General features: G+C 69.4%; 20 protein-coding genes and 1 pseudogene. 13 read left to right on the plus strand and 8 right to left on the minus strand.

What is annotated here, in order from left to right; translation table 11 throughout:
- Positions 1-62: 62 nt before the first annotated feature.
- Together ACFVXC_RS29030 and xylA are read right to left on the minus strand one after the other, a co-directional pair.
- Positions 63-308, minus strand: coding sequence for a hypothetical protein (locus ACFVXC_RS29030; protein WP_389910838.1), 246 nt, complete (start codon positions 306-308; stop codon positions 63-65).
- Between the two features lie 336 nt (positions 309-644).
- The gene (gene xylA / locus ACFVXC_RS29035; RefSeq protein ID WP_389910840.1) at positions 645-1,811 is read right to left on the minus strand and encodes a xylose isomerase; all 1,167 of its coding nucleotides are present in this window, start codon (positions 1,809-1,811) and stop codon (positions 645-647) included.
- 189 nt (positions 1,812-2,000) lie between these two features.
- Between xylA and xylB the strand changes: the two genes are divergently transcribed.
- From xylB to ACFVXC_RS29075, 8 genes are all read left to right on the plus strand, one after another.
- The gene (gene xylB / locus ACFVXC_RS29040; RefSeq protein ID WP_389910843.1) at positions 2,001-3,464 is read left to right on the plus strand and encodes a xylulokinase; all 1,464 of its coding nucleotides are present in this window, start codon (positions 2,001-2,003) and stop codon (positions 3,462-3,464) included.
- A 28-nt stretch (positions 3,465-3,492) separates the two neighbouring features.
- On the plus strand, positions 3,493-4,695 hold the full coding sequence (locus ACFVXC_RS29045) for an ROK family protein (RefSeq protein ID WP_389910846.1): 1,203 nt from the start codon (positions 3,493-3,495) through the stop codon (positions 4,693-4,695).
- Between the two features lie 170 nt (positions 4,696-4,865).
- The gene (locus tag ACFVXC_RS29050) at positions 4,866-5,207 is read left to right on the plus strand and encodes a hypothetical protein (RefSeq protein ID WP_389910849.1); all 342 of its coding nucleotides are present in this window, start codon (positions 4,866-4,868) and stop codon (positions 5,205-5,207) included.
- A 131-nt stretch (positions 5,208-5,338) separates the two neighbouring features.
- On the plus strand, positions 5,339-6,754 hold the full coding sequence (locus ACFVXC_RS29055; RefSeq protein WP_389910851.1) for a tetratricopeptide repeat protein: 1,416 nt from the start codon (positions 5,339-5,341) through the stop codon (positions 6,752-6,754).
- Positions 6,755-7,282: 528 nt separating this feature from the next.
- Positions 7,283-7,489 carry a hypothetical protein gene (locus ACFVXC_RS29060; protein ID WP_389910854.1) on the plus strand — a complete coding sequence of 69 codons (207 nt, stop codon included), beginning with the start codon at positions 7,283-7,285 and terminating at the stop codon, positions 7,487-7,489.
- A 38-nt stretch (positions 7,490-7,527) separates the two neighbouring features.
- A complete protein-coding gene (locus ACFVXC_RS29065) occupies positions 7,528-8,127 on the plus strand; it encodes an N-acetylmuramoyl-L-alanine amidase (protein WP_389910857.1) in 600 nt (199 codons plus the stop codon).
- A 112-nt stretch (positions 8,128-8,239) separates the two neighbouring features.
- Positions 8,240-9,505 (plus strand): GAF domain-containing protein, encoded by a 1,266-nt coding sequence (locus ACFVXC_RS29070; RefSeq protein WP_389910860.1) that lies wholly within the window; start codon positions 8,240-8,242, stop codon positions 9,503-9,505.
- 102 nt (positions 9,506-9,607) lie between these two features.
- Positions 9,608-11,131 (plus strand): aldehyde dehydrogenase family protein, encoded by a 1,524-nt coding sequence (locus ACFVXC_RS29075; protein ID WP_389910862.1) that lies wholly within the window; start codon positions 9,608-9,610, stop codon positions 11,129-11,131.
- A gap of 315 nt (positions 11,132-11,446) precedes the next feature.
- Here the strand turns inward: ACFVXC_RS29075 and ACFVXC_RS29080 are convergent.
- From ACFVXC_RS29080 to ACFVXC_RS29095, 4 genes and pseudogenes are all read right to left on the minus strand, one after another.
- Positions 11,447-11,695, minus strand: a pseudogene (locus ACFVXC_RS29080) (alcohol dehydrogenase catalytic domain-containing protein); the annotation flags it as partial.
- A gap of 284 nt (positions 11,696-11,979) precedes the next feature.
- Positions 11,980-12,837, minus strand: a complete 858-nt coding sequence (locus ACFVXC_RS29085; RefSeq protein WP_389910863.1) for an aldo/keto reductase — start codon at positions 12,835-12,837, stop codon at positions 11,980-11,982.
- Positions 12,834-13,268 (minus strand): cupin domain-containing protein, encoded by a 435-nt coding sequence (locus ACFVXC_RS29090; protein ID WP_389910866.1) that lies wholly within the window; start codon positions 13,266-13,268, stop codon positions 12,834-12,836. Before ACFVXC_RS29090 ends, ACFVXC_RS29085 begins: the two co-directional genes overlap by 4 nt.
- Before the next feature lie 71 nt (positions 13,269-13,339).
- Positions 13,340-13,660: a carboxymuconolactone decarboxylase family protein gene (locus ACFVXC_RS29095; RefSeq protein ID WP_389910869.1), complete on the minus strand. Its 321-nt coding sequence runs from the start codon at positions 13,658-13,660 to the stop codon at positions 13,340-13,342.
- Between the two features lie 225 nt (positions 13,661-13,885).
- Here ACFVXC_RS29095 and ACFVXC_RS29100 point away from each other — a divergent pair, with 225 nt between their 5' ends.
- Positions 13,886-14,770, plus strand: a complete 885-nt coding sequence (locus ACFVXC_RS29100; RefSeq protein ID WP_389910872.1) for a helix-turn-helix transcriptional regulator — start codon at positions 13,886-13,888, stop codon at positions 14,768-14,770.
- A 32-nt stretch (positions 14,771-14,802) separates the two neighbouring features.
- Here the strand turns inward: ACFVXC_RS29100 and ACFVXC_RS29105 are convergent, their stop codons facing one another.
- Positions 14,803-15,672: a helix-turn-helix domain-containing protein gene (locus ACFVXC_RS29105; protein WP_389910875.1), complete on the minus strand. Its 870-nt coding sequence runs from the start codon at positions 15,670-15,672 to the stop codon at positions 14,803-14,805.
- 929 nt (positions 15,673-16,601) lie between these two features.
- On the minus strand, positions 16,602-17,504 hold the full coding sequence (locus ACFVXC_RS29110; protein ID WP_389910878.1) for a helix-turn-helix transcriptional regulator: 903 nt from the start codon (positions 17,502-17,504) through the stop codon (positions 16,602-16,604).
- A 201-nt stretch (positions 17,505-17,705) separates the two neighbouring features.
- Between ACFVXC_RS29110 and ACFVXC_RS29115 the strand changes: the two genes are divergently transcribed.
- The 4 genes from ACFVXC_RS29115 to ACFVXC_RS29130 all read left to right on the plus strand — a co-directional run bounded on the left by ACFVXC_RS29115 (position 17,706) and on the right by ACFVXC_RS29130 (position 19,763).
- Positions 17,706-18,443 (plus strand): carboxymuconolactone decarboxylase family protein, encoded by a 738-nt coding sequence (locus tag ACFVXC_RS29115; protein ID WP_389910881.1) that lies wholly within the window; start codon positions 17,706-17,708, stop codon positions 18,441-18,443.
- Entirely contained in the window at positions 18,356-18,646 is a 291-nt protein-coding gene (locus ACFVXC_RS29120; RefSeq protein ID WP_389910884.1) for a cupin domain-containing protein, read from the plus strand. Before ACFVXC_RS29115 ends, ACFVXC_RS29120 begins: the two co-directional genes overlap by 88 nt.
- A gap of 59 nt (positions 18,647-18,705) precedes the next feature.
- Positions 18,706-18,849 carry a hypothetical protein gene (locus tag ACFVXC_RS29125; RefSeq protein ID WP_389910886.1) on the plus strand — a complete coding sequence of 48 codons (144 nt, stop codon included), beginning with the start codon at positions 18,706-18,708 and terminating at the stop codon, positions 18,847-18,849.
- Positions 18,850-18,995: 146 nt separating this feature from the next.
- The gene (locus ACFVXC_RS29130) at positions 18,996-19,763 is read left to right on the plus strand and encodes a glucose 1-dehydrogenase (protein WP_389910889.1); all 768 of its coding nucleotides are present in this window, start codon (positions 18,996-18,998) and stop codon (positions 19,761-19,763) included.
- Positions 19,764-19,825 lie beyond the last annotated feature (62 nt).

A 19,825-nucleotide genomic window follows, 5' to 3' on the forward strand; every position in this document is an offset into this window, starting at 1 on the left:
TCGAGGCACCCGTCAACACGGGCGGATCGGTGAAAACAGCGGGGCACTTCGCTGTCCGGACGTCACGGAATCAGGGAGTCCAAGCCGCTCGGCAGATCGCTGGGGAGGTCCGAGGGCAGGTTGCTGGGCAGATTCGATGGCACCTCCGTCGGCAGCTTCGAGGGGATCTCGGAGGGGATGCTCAGCGACGGGGTGGGCTTGCCCTCTGAGCTCGTGCTGGTCCCGGAGGGGCCCTTCTTGCCATCGGAGCCGTCCCCGCTGGTGACCACAAGGAACACCGCTACGACGGCTCCGACCGCGATGATCACGGCAAGCAGGATGAACAGCCCGCTCCGCCGTCCGGAGGGCCCTCCGGACGGCGGCTGAGGCGGCCACCCGCCTCCACCACCAGGGGGCGCACCGCCGCCTCCCGCGGGAGGCCATCCCCCGCCGCCCGGGGGTGGCCCGTACCCGTCGCTCGGGGGCGGTCCATACCCTCCGCCGGGCGGTCCGAAGCCACCGTCGCCCGGAGGGGGCGTATCACCCGGCGGAGGGGGAGGCTGCGGCGGTACGGGCGGCATGGCCATACCATCAAGAGTCGCCTCGAAAGGGTCAAGATGCGACCCCTGTGCGGTACTTGCCGCCTCCGGAGTTGGAACCTCCGGTCAGCCCCGCGCCCCAAGGAGATGATCCATGGCCAGCTGATCGAGGTACTCGAAGGCCATGCCACGGTCCCCGGCGGCCGTCACGTCGAAGTCCTCGAAGGCGCTGCGGTCGGCGAGGAGGCCGGAGAGGCCGTCCTCGGCGGTCGGCAGGGACAGCTCGTCCAGTCGGGATGCCCGCAGGGCCTCCTGGACCTCCGGGTCGGCGCGGAACGCGGCTGAACGCTCCCGGAGGATGAGGTAGTTGCGCATGCAGCCGGACGCCGACGCCCACACTCCGGCGTAGTCCTCCGTACGCGGCGGCTTGAAGTCGAAGTGCCGCGGCCCCTCGTAACCGCCCCTCTCCAGGAGGTCGACCAGCCAGAAGGCGCTTCGCAGATCGCCCGCCCCGAAGCGCAGGTCCTGGTCGTACTTGATGCCGGTCTGGCCGTTGAGGTCGATGTGGAAGAGCTTGCCCGCCCACAGCGCCTGGGCGATGGAGTGCGGAAAGTTGAGGCCGGCCATCTGCTCATGGCCCACTTCGGGGTTGACGCCGAACAGTTCGGAACGCTCCAGGCGCTCGATGAAGGCGAGGGCATGCCCGACGGTGGGCAGCAGGATGTCACCGCGCGGCTCATTGGGCTTGGGCTCGATCGCGAAGCGCAGGTCGTACCCCTGTTCCGTGACGTAGTCGCCGAGCAGGTCGAATGCCTCCTTCATGCGGTCGAGAGCGACGCGCACGTCCTTCGCCGCACCCGACTCCGCGCCTTCCCTGCCGCCCCACGCGACGTAGGTGTGGGCACCCAGTTCCACCGCGAGGTCGATGTTGCGGATCGTCTTGCGCAGCGCGTAGCGGCGCACGTCGCGGTCGTTGGCGGTGAACCCCCCGTCCTTGAAGACAGGGTGGGTGAAGAGATTCGTGGTCGCCATCGGCACGACGAGGCCCGTTGCGTCGAGCGCCTGCCGGAAGCGCTTGATGTGCGACTCGCGCTCGGTGTCCGTGGCGCCGAAGGGGATCAGATCGTCATCGTGGAAGGTCACTCCGTAGGCACCCAGTTCAGCCAGGTGACGCACGGAGTCGGCCGGGTCGATGGCCGCCCTGGTCGCGTCACCGAACGGGTCCCTTCCCTGCCAACCGACGGTCCACAGGCCGAAGGTGAACTTGTCCTCAGGAGTGGGCTGGTACGTCATGTGCGGCTCCCTGGATGGCTGATGCACGTCTGCGCGGCCGACCCGGGCACGACTGCGTGCCCGTGCACGTCTGCCGCGACTATTTCGTCATGGCGCTTAACAAATTAGTATCCGGAGGCATCCCTGGGAAGGTCGGACGGAAAGAAGTCCGGGCACGCCCGGAAAGAGCCGCGGGAACGGAGACCCCCGATGTCATCAGCGCCAGCAGCCGACGGACCCCTCGTCGTCGGCGTGGACAGCTCCACGCAGTCCACCAAGGTCCTGGTCGTCGACGCCGCCACGGGCAGGGTGGTGGCAAGCGGTCAGGCGCCGCACAGCGTCAGCTCGGGCACCGCCCGCGAGAGCGATCCCGAGGAGTGGTGGAACGCCCTGTGCTCGGCGCTCGACCAGTGCGGCGACGCGGCACGCGAGGCCGCCGCGGTATCGGTCGGCGGTCAGCAGCACGGGCTCGTCACGCTGGATGCGCGGTCCAGGCCGGTGCGACCCGCGCTGCTGTGGAACGACGTGCGCTCGGCCGAGCAGGCCCGCTCGTTGGTGGAACGCCTGGGGGGCCCGAAGGCGTGGTCGGAGCGCGTCGGCAGTGTGCCGGGGCCCTCCTTCACGGTGACCAAGTGGGCCTGGCTCAGCGAGCACGAGCCCGCGGCGGCCCGTGCCACCGCGGCCGTGCGACTCCCCCACGACTACCTCACCGAACGCCTCACGGGATGCGGCACGACCGACCGGGGCGATGCCTCCGGCACGGGGTGGTGGGCGTCGGGGACGGAGGCGTACGACGAAGAGATCCTGGGATTGGTGGGCCTTGACCCCGATCTGCTGCCGCGCGTGGTCCGCCCCGGCGAGGTCGCCGGCACCGTGCGCGGAAGCGGTGAGCTGCCCTTCTCCAAGGGCACGCTGGTCGCACCCGGCACCGGCGACAACGCGGCGGCCGCACTCGGGCTCGGTCTGCTCCCCGGCACCCCGGTGCTGAGCCTGGGAACGTCGGGCACCGTATACGCGGTCTCCGGCAGGCGCCCCGCGGACCCGACGGGGACAGTGGCCGGGTTCGCCGACGCGCGCGGCGACTGGCTGCCGCTGGCCTGCACGCTCAACTGCACCCAGGCCGTGGACCGGGTGGCCGCGCTCCTCAGCCTCGATCGTGAGGCGGTGGAGGCGGGAGGCGCCGTCACCCTGCTGCCCTATCTGGACGGCGAGCGTACCCCTGACCTTCCGCACGCCTCGGGGCTGCTGCACGGCCTGCAGCACGACACGACTCCGGGGCAGGTGCTGCAGGCGGCCTATGACGGGGCCGTGCACTCGTTGCTCGGCGCCCTCGACCTGGTCCTGGACGCGAACGCGGACCGTTCGGCTCCGCTCCTGCTCATCGGCGGCGGGGCACGGGGCACGGCCTGGCAGGACACCGTGCGGCGTCTGTCCGGACGAGCCGTTCAGGTGCCCGAGGCAAAGGAACTGGTCGCGCTCGGCGCCGCCGCACAAGCCGCGGGCCTCCTCACGGGCGAGGATCCGGCGGCTGTCGCGCGGCGCTGGGGTACGGCTGAGGGGCCTGTACTGCCCCCTGTAGGGCGCGACGAGTCGGCGCTCGCCCGGATCGCCGGGGTAGTCTCCGACGCGGCGCCGCTGCTCGGTGCCACGGGCCGCGAGGAAGCACGGCCATGAGGACGGAAGAACAGGGACTGACGGGGGCATGACCGCACCACCGCATGACGCGCGCCGGGGCACGTCCGGAACACCGCTGCCCGATACCCAGCAGGGGATGCGCCGTCGCAACCTCTCGCGCGTCATGCACGCCGTCGCGGCGCACGGGCCGTTGTCCCGTGCCGCCGTGGCCACCCGGATCGGTCTCACGCGGGCCGCCGTCTCCACCCTGGTGGACGAGTTGATCCGCTCCGGGCTCCTGGACGAGCTGGGCCCAGAGCGCCCGGCCAAGGTGGGGCGTCCCGGATCCGCACTCGCGGTCAGCGGAAGCGGTCCGGCCGGGATAGGCGCCGAGGTGGGCGTCGACCATCTCTCGGTGTGCGCCGTCGACCTGCGCGGAGAGGTACGCGCGCGTGCCGTGCGGCAGGGCGACAACCGGGGGCGCGACCCCGAACCCGTCCTGGCCGAACTCATCGCCCTGGTGCGGCAGGTGAGCAGCGAGGCCCGGCTGACAGGGCTGCGTCCGGCGGGACTGGCTGTCGCCGTCCCGGGCCTCGTCGCCCGCGGTACAGGGCTGATCGTCCGCGCCCCCAACCTCGACTGGCACGACGTCGACCTCGGCGCTCTGCTGCCGGGCAGACTGCCCCTGACGGTGGACAACGAGGCCAACTTCGGCGCACTGGCCGAGCTGTGGCTCGGCGACGGGGTGCCGCAGGACTTCCTCCACGTATCGGCGGAGATCGGCATCGGTGCCGCCCTGGTCGTCGACGGGCGGCTGCTGCGCGGGACGCGTGGCTTCGCTGGCGAGCTGGGGCATGTGCCGGTGTGGCCGGACGGTCCGGCGTGTCCGTGCGGCGGACGTGGCTGCCTGGAGCAGTACGCGGGCGAGGAGGCGGTGTTGCGCGCAGCCGGCCTTGATCCGGACGCGGATCGCGTCGGGCTGCTTGCGGAGCGCGCCGCGCAGGGCGACGAAGACGTACGAAGCGCGCTGCACGGTGCTGGTACCGCACTGGGCATCGCGCTCACCGGTGCGGTTAATCTGCTGGATCCGCGCTCGGTGGTGCTCGGCGGCGCCCTGTCGCGGCTCGCCCCGTGGCTGCTGCCGCCGCTGGAGGCCGAGTTGGGGCACCGCACGGCGGGCACGACGTGCGACGTCGCTGTCTCCGAACTGGGTTCCGATGGCCCCCTGCTGGGGGCCGCACACTCGGTCGTGCGGGCGGTGCTGGATGATCCGGCGGGTGCGGTGGCATAGCGTCGACGGTTCCGCCATGGCACTACGTAGCTGTGCGGCTGCCTCCTTGTGGCCCGCTTCCTCGCGGCGCTACTCCTTGTGGCGCTACTCCTTGTGGCGCTACTCCTTGTGGCCCGCTGCGCTGGCGGAACGGGTTCCGGGGCTTCGGGTCCGGTTGGTCCAGGACGCCCGTGAGCGGCGTATCGACGCACTACGGAGTGGCGAGTTGGATGCCGTGCTCATCCGCGGTGGAACACCGCTACCCGGGCTTGCGGCGCCCGCTGGCCGGCCTTGTGATCGGCTGCACCTTCGCGACGCTGCGCACGACCGGCGGCGACCTCGCCCCTGACGGCCGCGTCACCGAGACGATGTCCTGGCTGAGCAGCCTCGACATGGTCGGCGGTGCGTTGGGTGCGGCGGTGTTCGCACGCCTCGCGGTGGCCGAGGGAAGCAGCACGGCACTGCTGCTGGTATCGGCGGTCACTCTGCTGACCTCGGTCATCGGCTGCAACACGCGGACGAGGCGACCGTGACGGGTCTGCTGTCCAAGATCGGCAGCAACCCGTATCGCGGCAATATGTCGTTCCGGTGAACCGGGCGTCGTCCTCGTACCGCGCGGGCAGAATCGCGAGACTGGACGGAACCGACGGGAGAGGCGAAAGCGATGGGAATGGACCGGCATGCCCACGTCCTGAGTGGCGCCAGCGACGAAGCCGCGCGCCACTACGAGCGGGCGCTCGACGCGCTGTTGTTCTTCCGTGGTGAAGTCGCCGACGAGGCGCGGGCGATGGCGGCGGCGTCCCCGGATTCCGCCATCGCGCACGTCTTCGGCGCCTATCTCGGGCTTCTCGGCACCGAGGAGAAGGATGCCGCCGAGGCCCGGCGGTCCTTCCGCGCCATCCGAGGCGCGGGTGGTCTTGCCGGGCTCTCGCCTCGCGAGAAGATGCACACGGCGGCTGCCGAGGCGTGGCTGGACGGGGACATGCTTCGGGCCGGTGAGATCCTCGGCGAGATCAGCACCGAGTTCCCCCGCGACGCCCTCGCCCTGGCCGTCGGTCACCAGATCGATTTCTTCACCGGTGACGCCCAGCGGCTGCGCGACCGAATCGGTGGCGCGCTCTGCGCGTGGGACAGCGACGACCCACACTTCGGCCCACTGCTGGGGATGTACGCCTTCGGACTCGAAGAGGCAGGACACTACGGCCACGCAGAAGAGATCGGACTTCGGGCGGTAGAACTCCATCCGCGGGACGTGTGGGGGATCCATGCGGTCGTCCACACGTATGAGATGCGGGGGCTGTTCGGCGACGGGATCCGCTACCTGGACGCGCGGACCGAGGACTGGGCCGACGGTAACTACCTCTCCGTGCACAACGCGTGGCACTACGCCCTGTACGCGCTGGAGGCCGGGAGCATCGAACGAGTGCTCGGCGTCTACGACAGCACACTGCACAACGAGGCGTCGCAGGCAGTCGCCATGGAACTCCTGGACGCCTCCGCTCTGTTGTGGCGGCTGCTCCTTGCCGACATCGACGCCGAGCCCCGCTGGGCGGCACTCGCCCAGGCATGGGCCGGGCGCGAGGACGGCGCCTACTACGCCTTCAACGACGTCCATGCGGTGATGGCGTACGCGGGGGCCGGGCGGCTCTCCGATGCCGAACGGCTGGTGAAGGACCGTGAGCAATGGCTCACCCGGACCGATCCCGTCGTGTCGAACCACGCGATGACACTCGAGATCGGGATCCCGGTGTGCCGCGCCCTCATCGCGTACCGGCAGCGGCAGTACGGACGGGTGGTCGGGTTGCTCGCCCCGATCCGCTACCGCCTCGGCTCCTTCGGCGGTAGCCACGCGCAGCGCGACGCCATCCAGCGCACGCTGGTGGAGGCAGCCATCCGCTCCGGCCGGCACGACCTCGCCCGCACCTTGCTCAGCGAACGCATCAATCTGCGTCCCATCTGCCCTTACAACTGGCGGGCCCGTGCCCGGCTGGCCGATCAGCTCGGAGAGACGTCGAAGGCGGCGACCGCCCGCGCCCGTGCGGAGGAACAGGCCGCTGTGGGGGCGGTTGCACTGGGCTGACCACGGCTCGTTCATCGCGCTCATCTCGCCCGGGACCAGGCCGCGAGCCCAGCCCCGGCTCCCTCTCGAGGGTGGCCGAGTTATCCACAATCACGGTGCCGTACACAGATTTCGATCGCGCTCTTCCGCCTCAACCAGCCAGCGCCGTAACGTAATTCACGCGAGACGCTCCCCCGATCCACGTGAACCCGACCCGGTTGGCGTCGTGGCACCCACGGCGCTCCCTGCGGCGCCGCCCCGGGCACATACCAAGGCGGCGCGCGTCCATATCGACGACAAAGACGATCCCGAAGAACACGACAACCTCGACGCCCACGACGTCGACCACGACCACGCCCCGGCAACGCGACCAACCCCGTTTCCCCACAGAGCGGAGCAGCCCGCGTGACAGCGACTTCGAGATCGCGCTGCCGATGGACCCGACGCACGGGACGGTCGGCGTCGCGTCGGCCAATCTGGAGGTGCGCACGGCGCTCGTGCCCGACGCGCAATGCGGCGACATCCTTCCGAATATCCCAACTCGACCTCGTGCAATGGCTGGTACGCGACCACGGCTTCAGCCAGCTCGACGCCTACCAGTTCGTGACGCCGACCGTCGAGTCGCCGCTCGCCAATGTCTGCGACACCAACTACACATGCGCGGCCAAGCTCCGCAAGGAGTGGCTGCCCGCGCGCGAAACTCACAGGGGACTGCACGCGCGACCGCGAGGGGCGGCCACGCTACCGCCCCATTGAGAACTCCAGCTGTTCCCCCACCGAGAGGTAGACCAGCCATGGATCGAGCGAGACGTTTCCCCAGCAGGCGCAGGCTGTTGCAAGGAGCAGCCTTGGCCGCCATCCCTGCCGCGCTCCTCCCCACCACCCGCGCCACGGCCCGACCTCAGGCGGTCGACTACCCGCTCGCCCAGTGGGTTCCGGCAAGCACGTCCAACTACACGGTCGCCAACCGCCCCAGCACCTACCCCGTCGACTACGTGATCGTCCACGTCACCCAGGAGACCTACGCCGACACTCTCGCCATCTTCCAGAACTCGGCAAAGAAGGTGTCGTCCCACTACGTGGTGCGTTCCAAGGACGGTCACATCGCCCAGTGCGTCCGTGAACGCAACGTCGGATGGCACGCGGGCAACTGGGACTACAACACCCGCAGCATCGGCATCGAGCACGAAGGATGGGTGGATCAGCCCGAGTACTTCACCGACGCGATGTACGAGCAGTCGGCGCAGCTGACCTCGGCCATCTGCGATACGTATGGCATCCCCAAGGACCGCAAGCACATCATCGGGCACGTCGAAGTGCCCGGTACCGACCACACCGATCCGGGACCGCACTGGGACTGGACGCGCTACATCCGACTGGTCAACTCTGCCTGATGCCGCCCGGCTGATGCTGGGGAGCTTGTCGGGGAGCCTGTCGGGGTGCTTGTCGGGGCATGCTCACGGGGGCGACGATGGCAGCACCGCATCGCCGTCCCGGGAGGCCGAATTGACCGAACCATGGGTGGCCCTGGAGGCGGGTGCCGATCCTGCCGAGCGGATGCGGATGCTGCAGCGCGCGCACGAGAGGTTCACCCAGGCGGGGACGGTCGCGCGGCCGGTGCGTTCCGTAGTAGCCGACTCGTGGCGGCGTTCGGCCAGGGCCAGAGTCAGCCCGGAGGACACCGGCGCGGCGGTGGAGCTCACCGACGGGGACCTCGGTTCGTACCGGGCCGAGCATCCGCTGGCCGGGGTGATGCCGCTGTTCCGGGAGCTGATGGGCACGTTCGCGATGGACGGTGAGCATCTTCTCGCGGTGTGCGACGCGCACGGCAGGCTGCTCTGGGTCGAGGGTCACTCCGCGACCCGGCAGAAGGCGGGGCGGATGAACTTCGTGCCGGGCGCGCGGTGGGCGGAGTCCGCGATGGGGACGAACGCTCCGGGTACGGCGGTGGCGGTGGATCGGCCTGTGCAGGTGTTCGCCGCCGAGCACTTCATCCGGCGCGTCCAGCCATGGACGTGCGCAGCGGCTCCGGTGCACGATCCGCGGACCGGGCGGCTGCTCGGGGCGGTGGACATCACCGGAGGTGACCGTCTCGCGCATCCGCACAGCCTCGCCTTCGTGCAGGCGGTCGCTCGGGCGGCGGAGTCCCACCTGGCGCTGCTGGCGCCGCCGGTGGCGACCAGGGACATCATGGGGCTCACCGCGCTCGGCCGTGATGAGGCGCTGTTGCTGACAGGTGGCCGCAAGATTCGGCTGAGCCGCAGGCACAGCGAGATCATCTTCCTGCTGGCTCGGCACCCGGAGGGTCTGACCGGCGACGAACTGCTGTGCGCGCTGTACGAGGACGAGTCGGTGACACCCGTGACCCTGCGGGCCGAACTGGCCCGGCTTCGGCGGCTGCTCGGGCCGGAGCTGCTGAGATCGCGCCCGTACCGGCTAGCGGCGCCGGTCGATTCGGATGTCGACGCCGTCGAGCGACGGCTCGGTTCGGGGGCGGTCACCGCGGCCGCCGCCGCGTACGCGGGTCCGCTCCTGCCCGCTTCGCAGGCACCCGCCGTGGCGCGGCTGCGGCGCAGGCTCGCCGATCAGCTACGGGCGGCACTCATCGCACGCCGCGACCCCGACCTCCTGACCGACTGGGTGCACACCCCGTGGGGCGAGGACGACCTGGCGGTGTGGCGTGCCCTTGCGCAGGTACGGACGATCCCACCGGTGCTGGAGCGCCTCCGCGAATTGAACGCGGAGTTGACAGATGCGGGACAGGAGAACTGATCCCGCCGGTCAGCTTCCGCAACGTACCTGCAACGTACGCGCTCCTACGCTCCGGGCGAGAGCTGCCCAACGGCGGGCAGCCTTCCCCGGGAGGCCAGCAAGATGACCCGTTACGCAGCGCCCGGCACCGACGGTGCGGTTGTCTCCTACCAGGCCCGCTACGACCACTTCATCGGCGGCGAGTACGTCCCGCCCGCCCGCGGCCAGTACTTCGAGAACCCGAGCCCGATCAACGGGCAGCCCTTCACCGAGATCGCCCGCGGTACAGCCGAGGACGTGGAGCGGGCCCTGGACGCGGCGCACGCCGCCGCGCCCGCCTGGGGCCGCGCCTCCCCGACCGAGCGCGCGGATGTCCTGCGGAAGATCGCCGACCGCATGGAGGCGAATCTCGAACAGCTCGCGGTGGCCGAGAGCTGGGAGAACGGTAAGCCGGTCCGCGAGACACTGGCCGCCGACATCCCGCTCGCCATCGACCACTTCCGCTACTTCGCGGGTGTTCTTCGCGCGCAGGAGGGGTCGCTAAGCGAGGTGGACGAGGACACCATCGCGTACCACTTCCACGAGCCGCTCGGCGTCGTCGCCCAGATCATCCCGTGGAACTTCCCCATCCTGATGGCGACATGGAAGCTCGCGCCGGCTCTGGCGGCGGGCAACGCGGTCGTCCTCAAGCCCGCCGAGCAGACCCCGGCCTCCATCCACTACTGGATGAGCCTGGTGGCCGACCTGCTGCCGCCGGGTGTCGTCAACATCCTCAACGGCTTCGGCGTCGAAGCCGGCAAGCCGCTGGCCTCCAGTCCGCGTGTCGCGAAAGTCGCCTTCACCGGTGAGACCACGACGGGGCGGCTGATCATGCAGTACGCCTCGGAGAACATCAAGCCGGTGACGCTGGAGCTGGGCGGGAAGTCGCCGAACATCTTCTTCGACGACGTGTGGGCCGCCAACGACGACTTCCGTGACAAGGCACTCGAGGGCTTCACCATGTTCGCCCTGAACAACGGCGAGGTCTGTACCTGCCCGTCGCGTGCCCTCGTCCAGCGAGGTCACTACGGCGAGTTCATGGAGGCCGCGGTCGCCCGCACGGAGCAGATCGTGCCGGGCCACCCGCTGGACACCGACACGATGATCGGCGCCCAGGCCTCCAACGACCAGCTGGAGAAGATCCTCTCCTACCTGGACATCGGCCAGCAGGAGGGCGCCAAGGTCCTGACGGGCGGCCAGCGCATCACGTACGACGGAGAGTTGGCCGGTGGCTACTACGTCCAGCCGACGATCTTCGAGGGCGACAACCGCATGCGGATCTTCCAGGAGGAGATCTTCGGCCCGGTCGTCTCGGTCGCGTCGTTCAGCGACTTCGACGACGCCATCAAGACGGCCAACGACACGCTGTACGGCCTGGGCGCGGGAGTGTGGACACGCGACATGAACACCGCATACCGAGCGGGCCGGGCGATCCAGGCGGGCCGAGTCTGGACGAACTGCTACCACGCGTATCCCGCACACGCGGCCTTCGGCGGCTATAAGCAGTCCGGGATCGGACGCGAGACACACAAGATGATGCTGGAGCACTACCAGCAGACGAAGAACCTTCTGGTGTCGTACTCGCCGAAGAAGCTGGGCTTCTTCTAGCCGCCGGAGGAAGGGCGCCTGACCAGGGGGTTTCCCCTTAAGGCGCCCTTCCTTCCGCGCATCGAAGTCACGCGTCAGAATACGAAGCTAATCCCGATATCTCCCACCCCCCTCCCACCTCTGACCAGCTGTTCCGGGGCATTTCCGGGCCAAGGTCCTACCCGGGCCCGCCCTACGCACCGCGCTCCGGCTCGTCCCACCGCCGCATCGACTCGCCAATCAGCTTGTTCGCGTGGTTACGCGCTTCGGCCAGGAGCTTGGCGTAATACCGGAAGAGAACCTGGATGCTCTGTCCGGCCCTGCGCGCACACTCTGCGGGGTCGACACTTCCTCAGCGGCCAGCGGAATGCGGACCTTCTCGGCCTGGCAGCCGCCTGCGCCGACGAACTCGCGGTGCGGGCAGTTGGTCTGGTAACCGTTGTGGCAGTTCGGGCAGGTGTTGTCGGAGGCGAAGAAGGATCCGACGACGAACTGACCCGGCTTGATGTTTTTCACCCCGTCGCCGACTTCCTCGACGATGCCGACATACTCGTGCCCGAACGGGGTGGGCTGCTCGACGTGCCGGCCCCCTGCAAGGGGGCGGGGCCGGGACGTCGCGGCAGAGGGGGCCGGTGTCCGGGGCCGGCGGCTAGGGCCGCCTGTACTGCTCGTCGGTGACCGGCTCCAGCCAGGCCCTACCGCCTCCGCCGCGCTCGCCCCGACGAGCCTGGCGACGTGCGCCATGAGAGATCACTCTGCGAGCGGGCAGGCCGACGCGCCAGTGAACGCCACCTCGGCGTCGACGTCCGTCGGCACGGATGCGTCGGCTCGGTGCGCCAGAGCCGCCCCGCGCCGGCGCTCGCCTGGCGTCACTTGCCGCTGTAGATGGGGAAGGCGCTGTGCTCGCCGTAGTCCACGTCGCGCAGGCCCCGCAGGGCGTCCATGTCCTGGTCGGAGATCTGGAAATCGACCTGGGCGTTGGACCGCATGTGCTCGGGGTTCGCCGTCTTGGGCAGCGACACGGTGCCCAGCTGCAGGGTGTAGCGGATGCACAGCTGAGGGACGGACACGCCGTACTTCTCCGCCATCGCCTGGACCTCGGAGTTGTCCAGGATCGCACCGTGGGCGATCGGCGAGTACGCCTCGACGAGGATCTGCTTGCTCTCGCAGTACTCCAGGAGCTCGGAGGGGGTGTTGCCTGCGTGGACGAGGAGCTGGTTGACGTGCGGGACGACGCTCGCACCCCGCAGGATGTTCTCCAGGTCGTTCTGCTGGAAGTTGGAGACCCCGATGGAGCGGATCTTGCCGGCCTGGTGAGCGTCCTCCAGGGCACGCCATGCCTCGCGGTTGCCCTGGGCGTAGTCGCCGCCGCGGAAGTCGTCCCACGGCTGCGGGCTGTGGATCAGCATCAGGTCGATGCGGTCCAGGCCAAGCTGTGCAAGAGAGCCGTCGATCGCGGCCACCGCCTGGTCGTAGTCCTTGATCTCCGCCGCGAGCTTGGTCGAGACGAACAGCTCATCGCGGGGCACCTCCGAGGTCCGCACCCCCTCGCCGACGCCGCGCTCGTTGCCGTACGCCTGGGCGGTGTCGATGTTGCGGTAGCCGATCTCCACGGCTGCGCGGACCGCGTCGGCCGCCTTGTCGTCGTCGATGAACCAGGTGCCGAGCCCCAGCTTGGGAATCTCGACGCCGTTGGACAGGGTGTAGGTCTCCTCCAGGATCGTCATGCGTTCGCTCCGTTCTTCGGCAGCTCGCCGTACACCTCATCGGTGACCGGCTCGAGCCACTCGTTGCTGACGTCCTCGCCCGGCGTGATGAACGCGACGTGGGAGAACCACGAGTCGGCCTTCGCGCCGTGCCAGTGTTTCGTGCCCGCCGGAACGCGGACCACTGCTCCCGGCTCCATGCTGACGGGATCCTCGCCCTCGGCCTGGTACCAGCCGCTGCCCGCCGTGCACATCAGAATCTGGTCACCGCCGCCGGCCGTGCCGTGGTGGATGTGCCAGTTGTTGCGACAGCCCGGCTCAAAGGAGACGTTGCTGACGGGAACGCTCCCCGAGGCGAGCGGAGCCAGGTAGCTCTGGCCGATGAAGTACTGCGCGAAGGCGTCGTTCTTCTCCCCCAGGGGGAACACCTGGTCAAATTCGTTGACAGCCATCTCGTTCTTTCCTTTGATTCGATCGGCCCCGCTGATCGTGCGGGGCGTGGTTGCGCTGTGTGCGCCGGTGATCAGGCGGAACGCTCGTCCGCGATCTTCTTCAGCTGGGTGATCGCGGTCATGGCGTTGGGCCATCCGGCGTAGAAGGCCAGGTGCGTGATCGCTTCGGACAGCTCCTCCACCGTGAGTCCGTTGTCCAGCGCCACGCCCAGGTGATACGGCAGCTGCTCACTGCGGTACAGCGCGGCCAGCACGCTGACCGTGACCAGGCTGCGGTCCCGCGGGGCAAGCCCGGGGCGCTCCCACACGTCCTGAAAGAGGACTTCGTTGGTGACCTCGACCAGTTTCGGCGCGATACCGGCCAGTTCCTGAGGTGCGGACTGCTGTGCCATGGGGCGGCTCCCTGCGAAGGTGTGAACATGAGGACGCGGCGTGCTCACTGTCGGCCAGAAGAGGCCGGCAGGCATCTGGAGGAAGGCTCTTCCCGCCTCGCGGACGCGGACCGCATCTGCTGCCACCATCAAGGAAACCGCAGCTCACAGCCGTGCGGAAGGTACTGCTGTTACAGGTACCGACAGGACCCCCAGGGCTGTTCCACCCGGCCTAGCCTGGACGGCATGGACACCGCCCACGAGATCCGAGAGTTCCTCGCCAGCCGCCGCGCGAAGATCACCCCGCAGCAGGCCGGTCTGCCGGCCTTCGGCGGCGCGAACCGCAGAGTGCCCGGGCTGCGCCGCGAGGAAGTCGCCATGCTCGCCGGTGTCAGCATCGACTACTACGCCCGCCTGGAGCGCGGCCAGCTCGCCGGCGCCTCGGAGGAGGTCCTCGACGCCCTCAGCCGGGCCCTCCAGCTCGACGAGGCCGAACGCGCCCACCTGCACGATCTGGCCGCCGCCCAGCGTCACCGCCCGCCGCGCCACGCCGCCCGCAAGGCCAAGACGTCCGTCTCGGCCAGCCTCACCCGCGTTCTGGACTCCATGACCGATGCCCCGGCCTTCATCCGCAACGGCCGCCTCGACATCCTCGCCGTCAACCCGCTCGGGCGGGCCCTCTATGCCCCCGTGTTCTTCGGCTCGGCCCGCCCGGTCAACATCGCCCGCTTCCAGTTCCTCGACCCCACCAGCCGCGACTTCTTCCCCGACTGGAACGCCTCCGTCAACACCACCGTCTCCCTGCTGCGCACCGAAGCAGGCCGGGCCCCCGACGATGCCGAACTGACCGGGCTGATCGGCGAGCTCGTCACCCGCAGCGACGAGTTCCGTGCGGCCTGGGCCAAACACAACGTGCGCCTGCACCACACCGGCCGCAAGCCCTTCCGCCACCCGGCCATCGGCGCGATCACCCTCGACTTCGACGCCATGGAACTGCCCGCCCACCCCGGCCTCACACTGACCGCCTACAGCGCCGAACCAGGCACACCCGACCACGACGCGCTACAGCTGCTCGCCTCCTGGGCCGCAACCAGCCCGGACGAAACCCACCAGGACGCATCCCGCCCCTGACCCGCCCCTCACAGAACGTGGACCCGCCCGATTCAGATGGCGTCCACACGCGCGTAGAGATCCGCCTGCGTATCCGCCCAGTCAGCCAACTGCCGTACGCCCTCCGCCGACGCACTGCCCGCGTCCGGCGTGAGAACCGACAGCATCAGATCCGGCCGGCCCGGCAACGTCAGCGTCTCGAACGGCAGGGTCAGGCGCCCCACCGCCGGATGTTCGTATTCCTTCACCCCGCTCCAGTGCAGCCGCACGTCGTGATCGCGCCAGCACCGCGCGAACGGCTCACTGGCCGCCGACAGCTCTTGGACCAAGTCCTTCATACCCTGGTCGTCAGGCATCATCCCAGCCCCCATCCGTAGCAGCGCGACCGTGTTTTGAATCGATGTCTCCCAGCCGCAGAAGAACGACCGCGCCGCCGGATCGAGGAACTTGAACCGCACGATGTTCACCGGCCCCGACGACGCCTCCACAAAGAGCGGTGCGTACAGGGCGTAGCCGAGATGATTCGCCGCCACCAGGTCCAACCGCCGGTTCCACACGAACCCCGGCACCGCCGTCAGCGCGTCCAGCACCCGCTGGACCCCCTCCGGCACGCCCTGTTCCCTCGCCTCCAGCCCCCTGCCTCGGCTCGCGCGAGCTAGATCAAAGAGGTGGGACCGCTCCGCTGTATCGAGTTGCAGTGCGTCGGCCACTGCATCCAGCACGGAATCCGACGCTCCCGCCAAGTGACCGCGCTCCAGGCGCACGTAGTAGTCGACGCTCACGCCGGCCAGCAGAGCGACCTCCTCCCTACGCAACCCCGGAACCCTGCGATGGGCTCCCAGCGCAGGCAACCCCACCTGCCTCGGCGACACCCGGCCGCGCCGCGACACCAAAAAGTCTCTGACCTCACGCTGCCTGTCCACCCCACCACACTAGGCACCACAGGCCCCCACCGCCGCCCATGCACCTCACAGACACGACCGAGTCGAATACCGATCGATCCTCAGCAATCGCACCCTCATGCAAAAGCGGCTCACTAATTGGGTCTTTGTCACCCAAGTTAGTCGCCGCAGGTCACCGCGTCGCCGACGACCAGGTTGACTGTCGAAGGACACGAACGTTGTCCCAGCGCACTTCGCAGGACATCTTCTGAGCCTCCTCGGCTGCGGTGGCGGGCGTGCGTTGGTAGTGGCAGACGAGGCATTCGCCCACTCCCACTCCCACTCCCACTCCCACTCCCACTCCCACTCCCATGCCGAGCTCGTCGCCACAGTCGGCGCTGAACGCGGCGTAGCCGCAGACCGGGCAGTCCTCCAGGCCGAGGCCGTCCGGGTTGTGCTTGGGGTGGTAGGGCGTGTGGAGCTCAGCGGCCTCTTCCGCTCAACGAGCCGCGGCCTCGTCGCCGATACGCGAAAGGAGGGCAGCCGCACGGGCGCGTGAATGGCGATCCTCGTCCCTCGTGCTTTCCCACGCGCGATCTGAGTGCTCGGCCCCGAGGCTTCGCAGCCTTTCGTGGTCGTCGAGCGCTAGCAGCGCATCGACGTGTTCGCGCCGCAGGCCGCCTTCGCCGCTGGCATGTCGTACGGGCCGAGTCGTCGTGGGGCGCCGGGCGGCCAATCGCTGTAAGCCACAAACGGCAGAAGTCAGCTAGCCACACCCGACACCCCTGGGCGGGCCAACCATACGAAGGGCTCGCCCGGTCCCGTAGAACAACGTAGGGAACTTAGTCGTGCGCAACGCGCCGCGCTGATCTGGGGCGACTGAGTTGGATGTCAACGCGAAGTCGCCGTAGAGCCGGGAACCTCCGCGTCGAGGTCGTCACCGAGGAGCCGAGGAAGTATCGGAGGTCCGCTCAGGGCTTGTGTGTGCTGTGTTGGTCGCCGGCGAGTTCGGTGTTCGGCTGCTCGCTCTGTTCGTGGGTGGCGGCCCAGCTGGCCAGAAGGCGGAGGCCGTCGTGGGATGCGGTGCCGGGCTCGGCGCTCAGTGCGGTGAGCGTGAGGCCGGGATCGTTCGGGATGGGCAGTCCCTCGAAGGCGAGAGTGAGGTCGCCGACGACAGGGTAGTGGAAGCGTTTGAGGCCGGTGCGGTGCAGGCGCACGTCGTGTGCGGCCCACAGGGTGCGGAAGTCCTCGCTGCGGGTGGAGAGTTCACCGATCAGGTCGCTGAGTTCACGGTTGTAGGGGTCCTTGCCGGCCTCGGTGCGCAAGAGAGCCGCCGAGGCGGCTTTTTGGTAGTCGAGTTCGGTCATGTACTCGCCGGCGCCGGGGTTGAGGAACTGGTAGCGGGCGAGGTTGACCGGCCGCGCGGGATCCTGGAAGACAGGCCAGTACAGGGCTTCGCCGAGGCGGTTGGTCGCCAGGATGTCGAGGCGGCCGTTGCGGATGAAGGCGGGTGCCTCGGTCATCGCGTCGAGCAGCTGCTGCAGGGCGGGGCGGATCGGCTGCGGGCCGCGGCGGCTTGCGGGCTTGCGGGTGGTGCTGGCGGTGCGGGCGAGGTCCAGGAGGTGGGCGCGCTCGGATTCGTCGAGCTGCAGCGCCTTGGCGAGGGAGTCCAGGACGGCTTCGGAGGCGCCGGAGAGGTTGCCGCGTTCCATGCGGGCGTAGTACTCGGCGCTGACGCCGGCGAGCATCGCGACTTCCTCGCGGCGCAGCCCTTTGACCCGGCGGTGGCCTGCGGCGGGCAGCCCTGCCTGCTGGGGTGTGATCTTGGCGCGGCGGCTGGTGAGGAACTCGCGGACCTCGCTGCGGTTGTCCATGTCTTCGAGGCTACGACGGTTCCGCGATGCGAGAGGTGTACTACCAGTACACGTATCAAGGGGTCCTTCCCCGCACTCGTGACCTGCCGTTTCATCGATAGCAGGCCGGTAAAGGGCCGGCCGTCCACTCTCCGGTGGCGCACACCGTGACGGCGGGCCCGAATGGAGAGAACGGTGCCCGCTCCCCGCCCTTGCGGGGACATGCCTGGGCGCCCCTGCGGAAGGAGCCGATCATGGCGGAGGACAAGAAGCCTGAGGGCCCGCGTCAGCAGTTCGGGGACGTCGCCCCGGCCTTGGCCGGGATACAGCGAGGACGTGCTGTTCGGGCAGGCGTGGGAGGACCCTGACCTGTCCCCGCGGGACCGCAGCCTGGTCACGGTGGCCAGCCTGATCACCAGCGGCAGCAGCGAGCAGCTCGCCTTCCACCTGGGCAAGGCCCGGGAGAACGGGGTCAGCGACAAGGAGCTGATCGCGACGATCACGCACCTGGCGTTCTACGCCGGATGGTCCAAGGCGATATCCGCACCCACCGCCGCCCGCAGCGTCCTCACGTCCTCACGTCCTGCAGGACCAATAGCGGGCAGTGAGGGCCCAAAGGCCCGGAACCAGCCGCCAGCGAGCTGGGCAACACCGGTGGCAGAGAGTGCGGGTCGCTTCTGTCTGCCCGCCCGCTCCCACCACCCGCCCCCTCGTCCCTCCGTGACTCGATTACGACTGTACGTATGCAAGGAGACCCCCATGGAGATCCTCAAGCCACCCGCGACGGCGAAGCTGCCCGCGGACATGTTCACCGGGGACGCCTGGGTGGATGTCATCTACCGCGGCGAGGACCCTCCCGCGCACGCGCCAACATGGTCCGCTTCGCGCCCTGCGCCCGCACCGCCTGGCACTCCCACGGCCTGGGCCAGACCCTCGACATCGTGGAGGGCATCGCCCTGATCCAGTCCCGCGGCGGCGACATCATCGAGGCCCGCCCCGGAGACGTGATCTTCACCCCGGCCGGTGAGGAACACTCGCACGGCGCGACCCCGGACCGGTTCATGGCGCACATCGCGCTGTGGGAGGGCGACGACGTCGACTGGCTGGAGCACGTCACCGACGACCAGTACACCGGCCCCCGCCGGCCCGCCCACGCCCTCTGACCCGCACCCGCACCCGCACCCGCACCCGCACCCGCACCCGCACGAAACGGAAGAGGACCATGCGCGCAACCGTCCTCCACGCACCCGGTGACGTCCGGGTCGAAGACCGCCCCCAGGCCGCCGTCCAGCAGCCCACCCACGCCACCGACGCGGTGATCCGCACCGTCGTCACCTGCATGTACGGCTCGGACCTGTCGGACTAACGCGGCATCAACGGCGTCGCCGAGCCCAGATGCGCCCTCAAGAACCTCCTGCCCCCTACCCCCTCGCTTGCCCGCGGACGCATCCGAGCGCCGCCATAGCGGACCGGCAACCGCGCCGCTCACAGCAACCACCAGATAGGACCCTCATGAACCCGCAGTACAACTTCGACGGCCAGGTCGCCCTGGTCACCGGTGCCGCTTCCGGCATGGGCCTGGCCGCCGCCCGTGCCTTCGCCCAGGCCGGTGCCGCCGTCGTGCTGGCCGACGTCAACAAGGACGCCGTCGACAGCGCGGCCAAGGACCTCACCGACGCCGGACACCGAGCAATCGGCGTGGTGTGCGACGTCACCGACGAAGCGCAGGCCGCCGCCATGGTCGAGCAGGCCGTGGCCACCTACGGCCGTCTGGACATGGCCTTCAACAACGCCGGCATCCAGGCCCCGCCCTCGGACGCCGCAGATGAGAAGGCTGAGGACTTCGACCGCGTCAACGCCGTCAACCTGCGCGGCGTGTGGGCCGCCCAGAAGCACGAGCTGCGCCAGATGCGCAAGCAGGGCTCCGGCGCCATCGTCAACAGCTCCTCCCTCGGTGGCCTGGTGGGCCTGCCCGAGCGCGCCGCCTATCACGCCTCCAAGCACGGCGTGATCGGCCTGACCAAGAGCGCGGCGGTCGAGTACGCGCCCAAGGGCATCCGCATCAACGCCATCTGCCCCGGCGTCATCGAGACTCCGATGGTCGCCGACATGCTCGAAGGCCAGGCCGAAGCCATGGCCGAGATCATGAAGCAGCAGCCCATCGGCCGCCTCGGCCAGGCCGAAGAAGTTGCCGCGGCAGCCGTGTGGCTGTGCAGCGACGCCGCCAGCTTCGTCATCGGCGTCGCCCTGCCCGTCGACGGCGGCTACACCACCCACTGACACCCCCTCCCCCGGGGCGCACTGCCGAGCCGGCCGCCCCGCCTCACTCAAGGAGCCAACGC

The organism is Streptomyces sp. NPDC058257, assembly GCF_042881845.1.
Lineage (GTDB): Bacteria > Actinomycetota > Actinomycetes > Streptomycetales > Streptomycetaceae > Streptomyces.

Bases quoted from the DNA above. Each gene is read 5' to 3' on its own strand.
- ACFVXC_RS29045 (WP_389910846.1), top strand. From the start codon at position 3,493: ATGACCGCACCACCGCATGACGCGCGCCGGGGCACGTCCGGAACACCG.
- ACFVXC_RS29120 (WP_389910884.1), top strand. From the start codon at position 18,356: ATGGTCCGCTTCGCGCCCTGCGCCCGCACCGCCTGGCACTCCCACGGC.
- ACFVXC_RS29110 (WP_389910878.1), bottom strand. From the start codon at position 17,504: ATGGACAACCGCAGCGAGGTCCGCGAGTTCCTCACCAGCCGCCGCGCC.
- ACFVXC_RS29095 (WP_389910869.1), bottom strand. From the start codon at position 13,660: ATGGCACAGCAGTCCGCACCTCAGGAACTGGCCGGTATCGCGCCGAAA.
- ACFVXC_RS29125 (WP_389910886.1), top strand. From the start codon at position 18,706: ATGCGCGCAACCGTCCTCCACGCACCCGGTGACGTCCGGGTCGAAGAC.
- ACFVXC_RS29100 (WP_389910872.1), top strand. From the start codon at position 13,886: ATGGACACCGCCCACGAGATCCGAGAGTTCCTCGCCAGCCGCCGCGCG.
- ACFVXC_RS29065 (WP_389910857.1), top strand. From the start codon at position 7,528: ATGGATCGAGCGAGACGTTTCCCCAGCAGGCGCAGGCTGTTGCAAGGA.
- ACFVXC_RS29130 (WP_389910889.1), top strand. From the start codon at position 18,996: ATGAACCCGCAGTACAACTTCGACGGCCAGGTCGCCCTGGTCACCGGT.
- ACFVXC_RS29055 (WP_389910851.1), top strand. From the start codon at position 5,339: ATGGGAATGGACCGGCATGCCCACGTCCTGAGTGGCGCCAGCGACGAA.
- ACFVXC_RS29075 (WP_389910862.1), top strand. From the start codon at position 9,608: ATGACCCGTTACGCAGCGCCCGGCACCGACGGTGCGGTTGTCTCCTAC.
- xylB (WP_389910843.1), top strand. From the start codon at position 2,001: ATGTCATCAGCGCCAGCAGCCGACGGACCCCTCGTCGTCGGCGTGGAC.
- ACFVXC_RS29085 (WP_389910863.1), bottom strand. From the start codon at position 12,837: ATGACGATCCTGGAGGAGACCTACACCCTGTCCAACGGCGTCGAGATT.
- ACFVXC_RS29090 (WP_389910866.1), bottom strand. From the start codon at position 13,268: ATGGCTGTCAACGAATTTGACCAGGTGTTCCCCCTGGGGGAGAAGAAC.
- ACFVXC_RS29115 (WP_389910881.1), top strand. From the start codon at position 17,706: ATGCCTGGGCGCCCCTGCGGAAGGAGCCGATCATGGCGGAGGACAAGA.
- xylA (WP_389910840.1), bottom strand. From the start codon at position 1,811: ATGACGTACCAGCCCACTCCTGAGGACAAGTTCACCTTCGGCCTGTGG.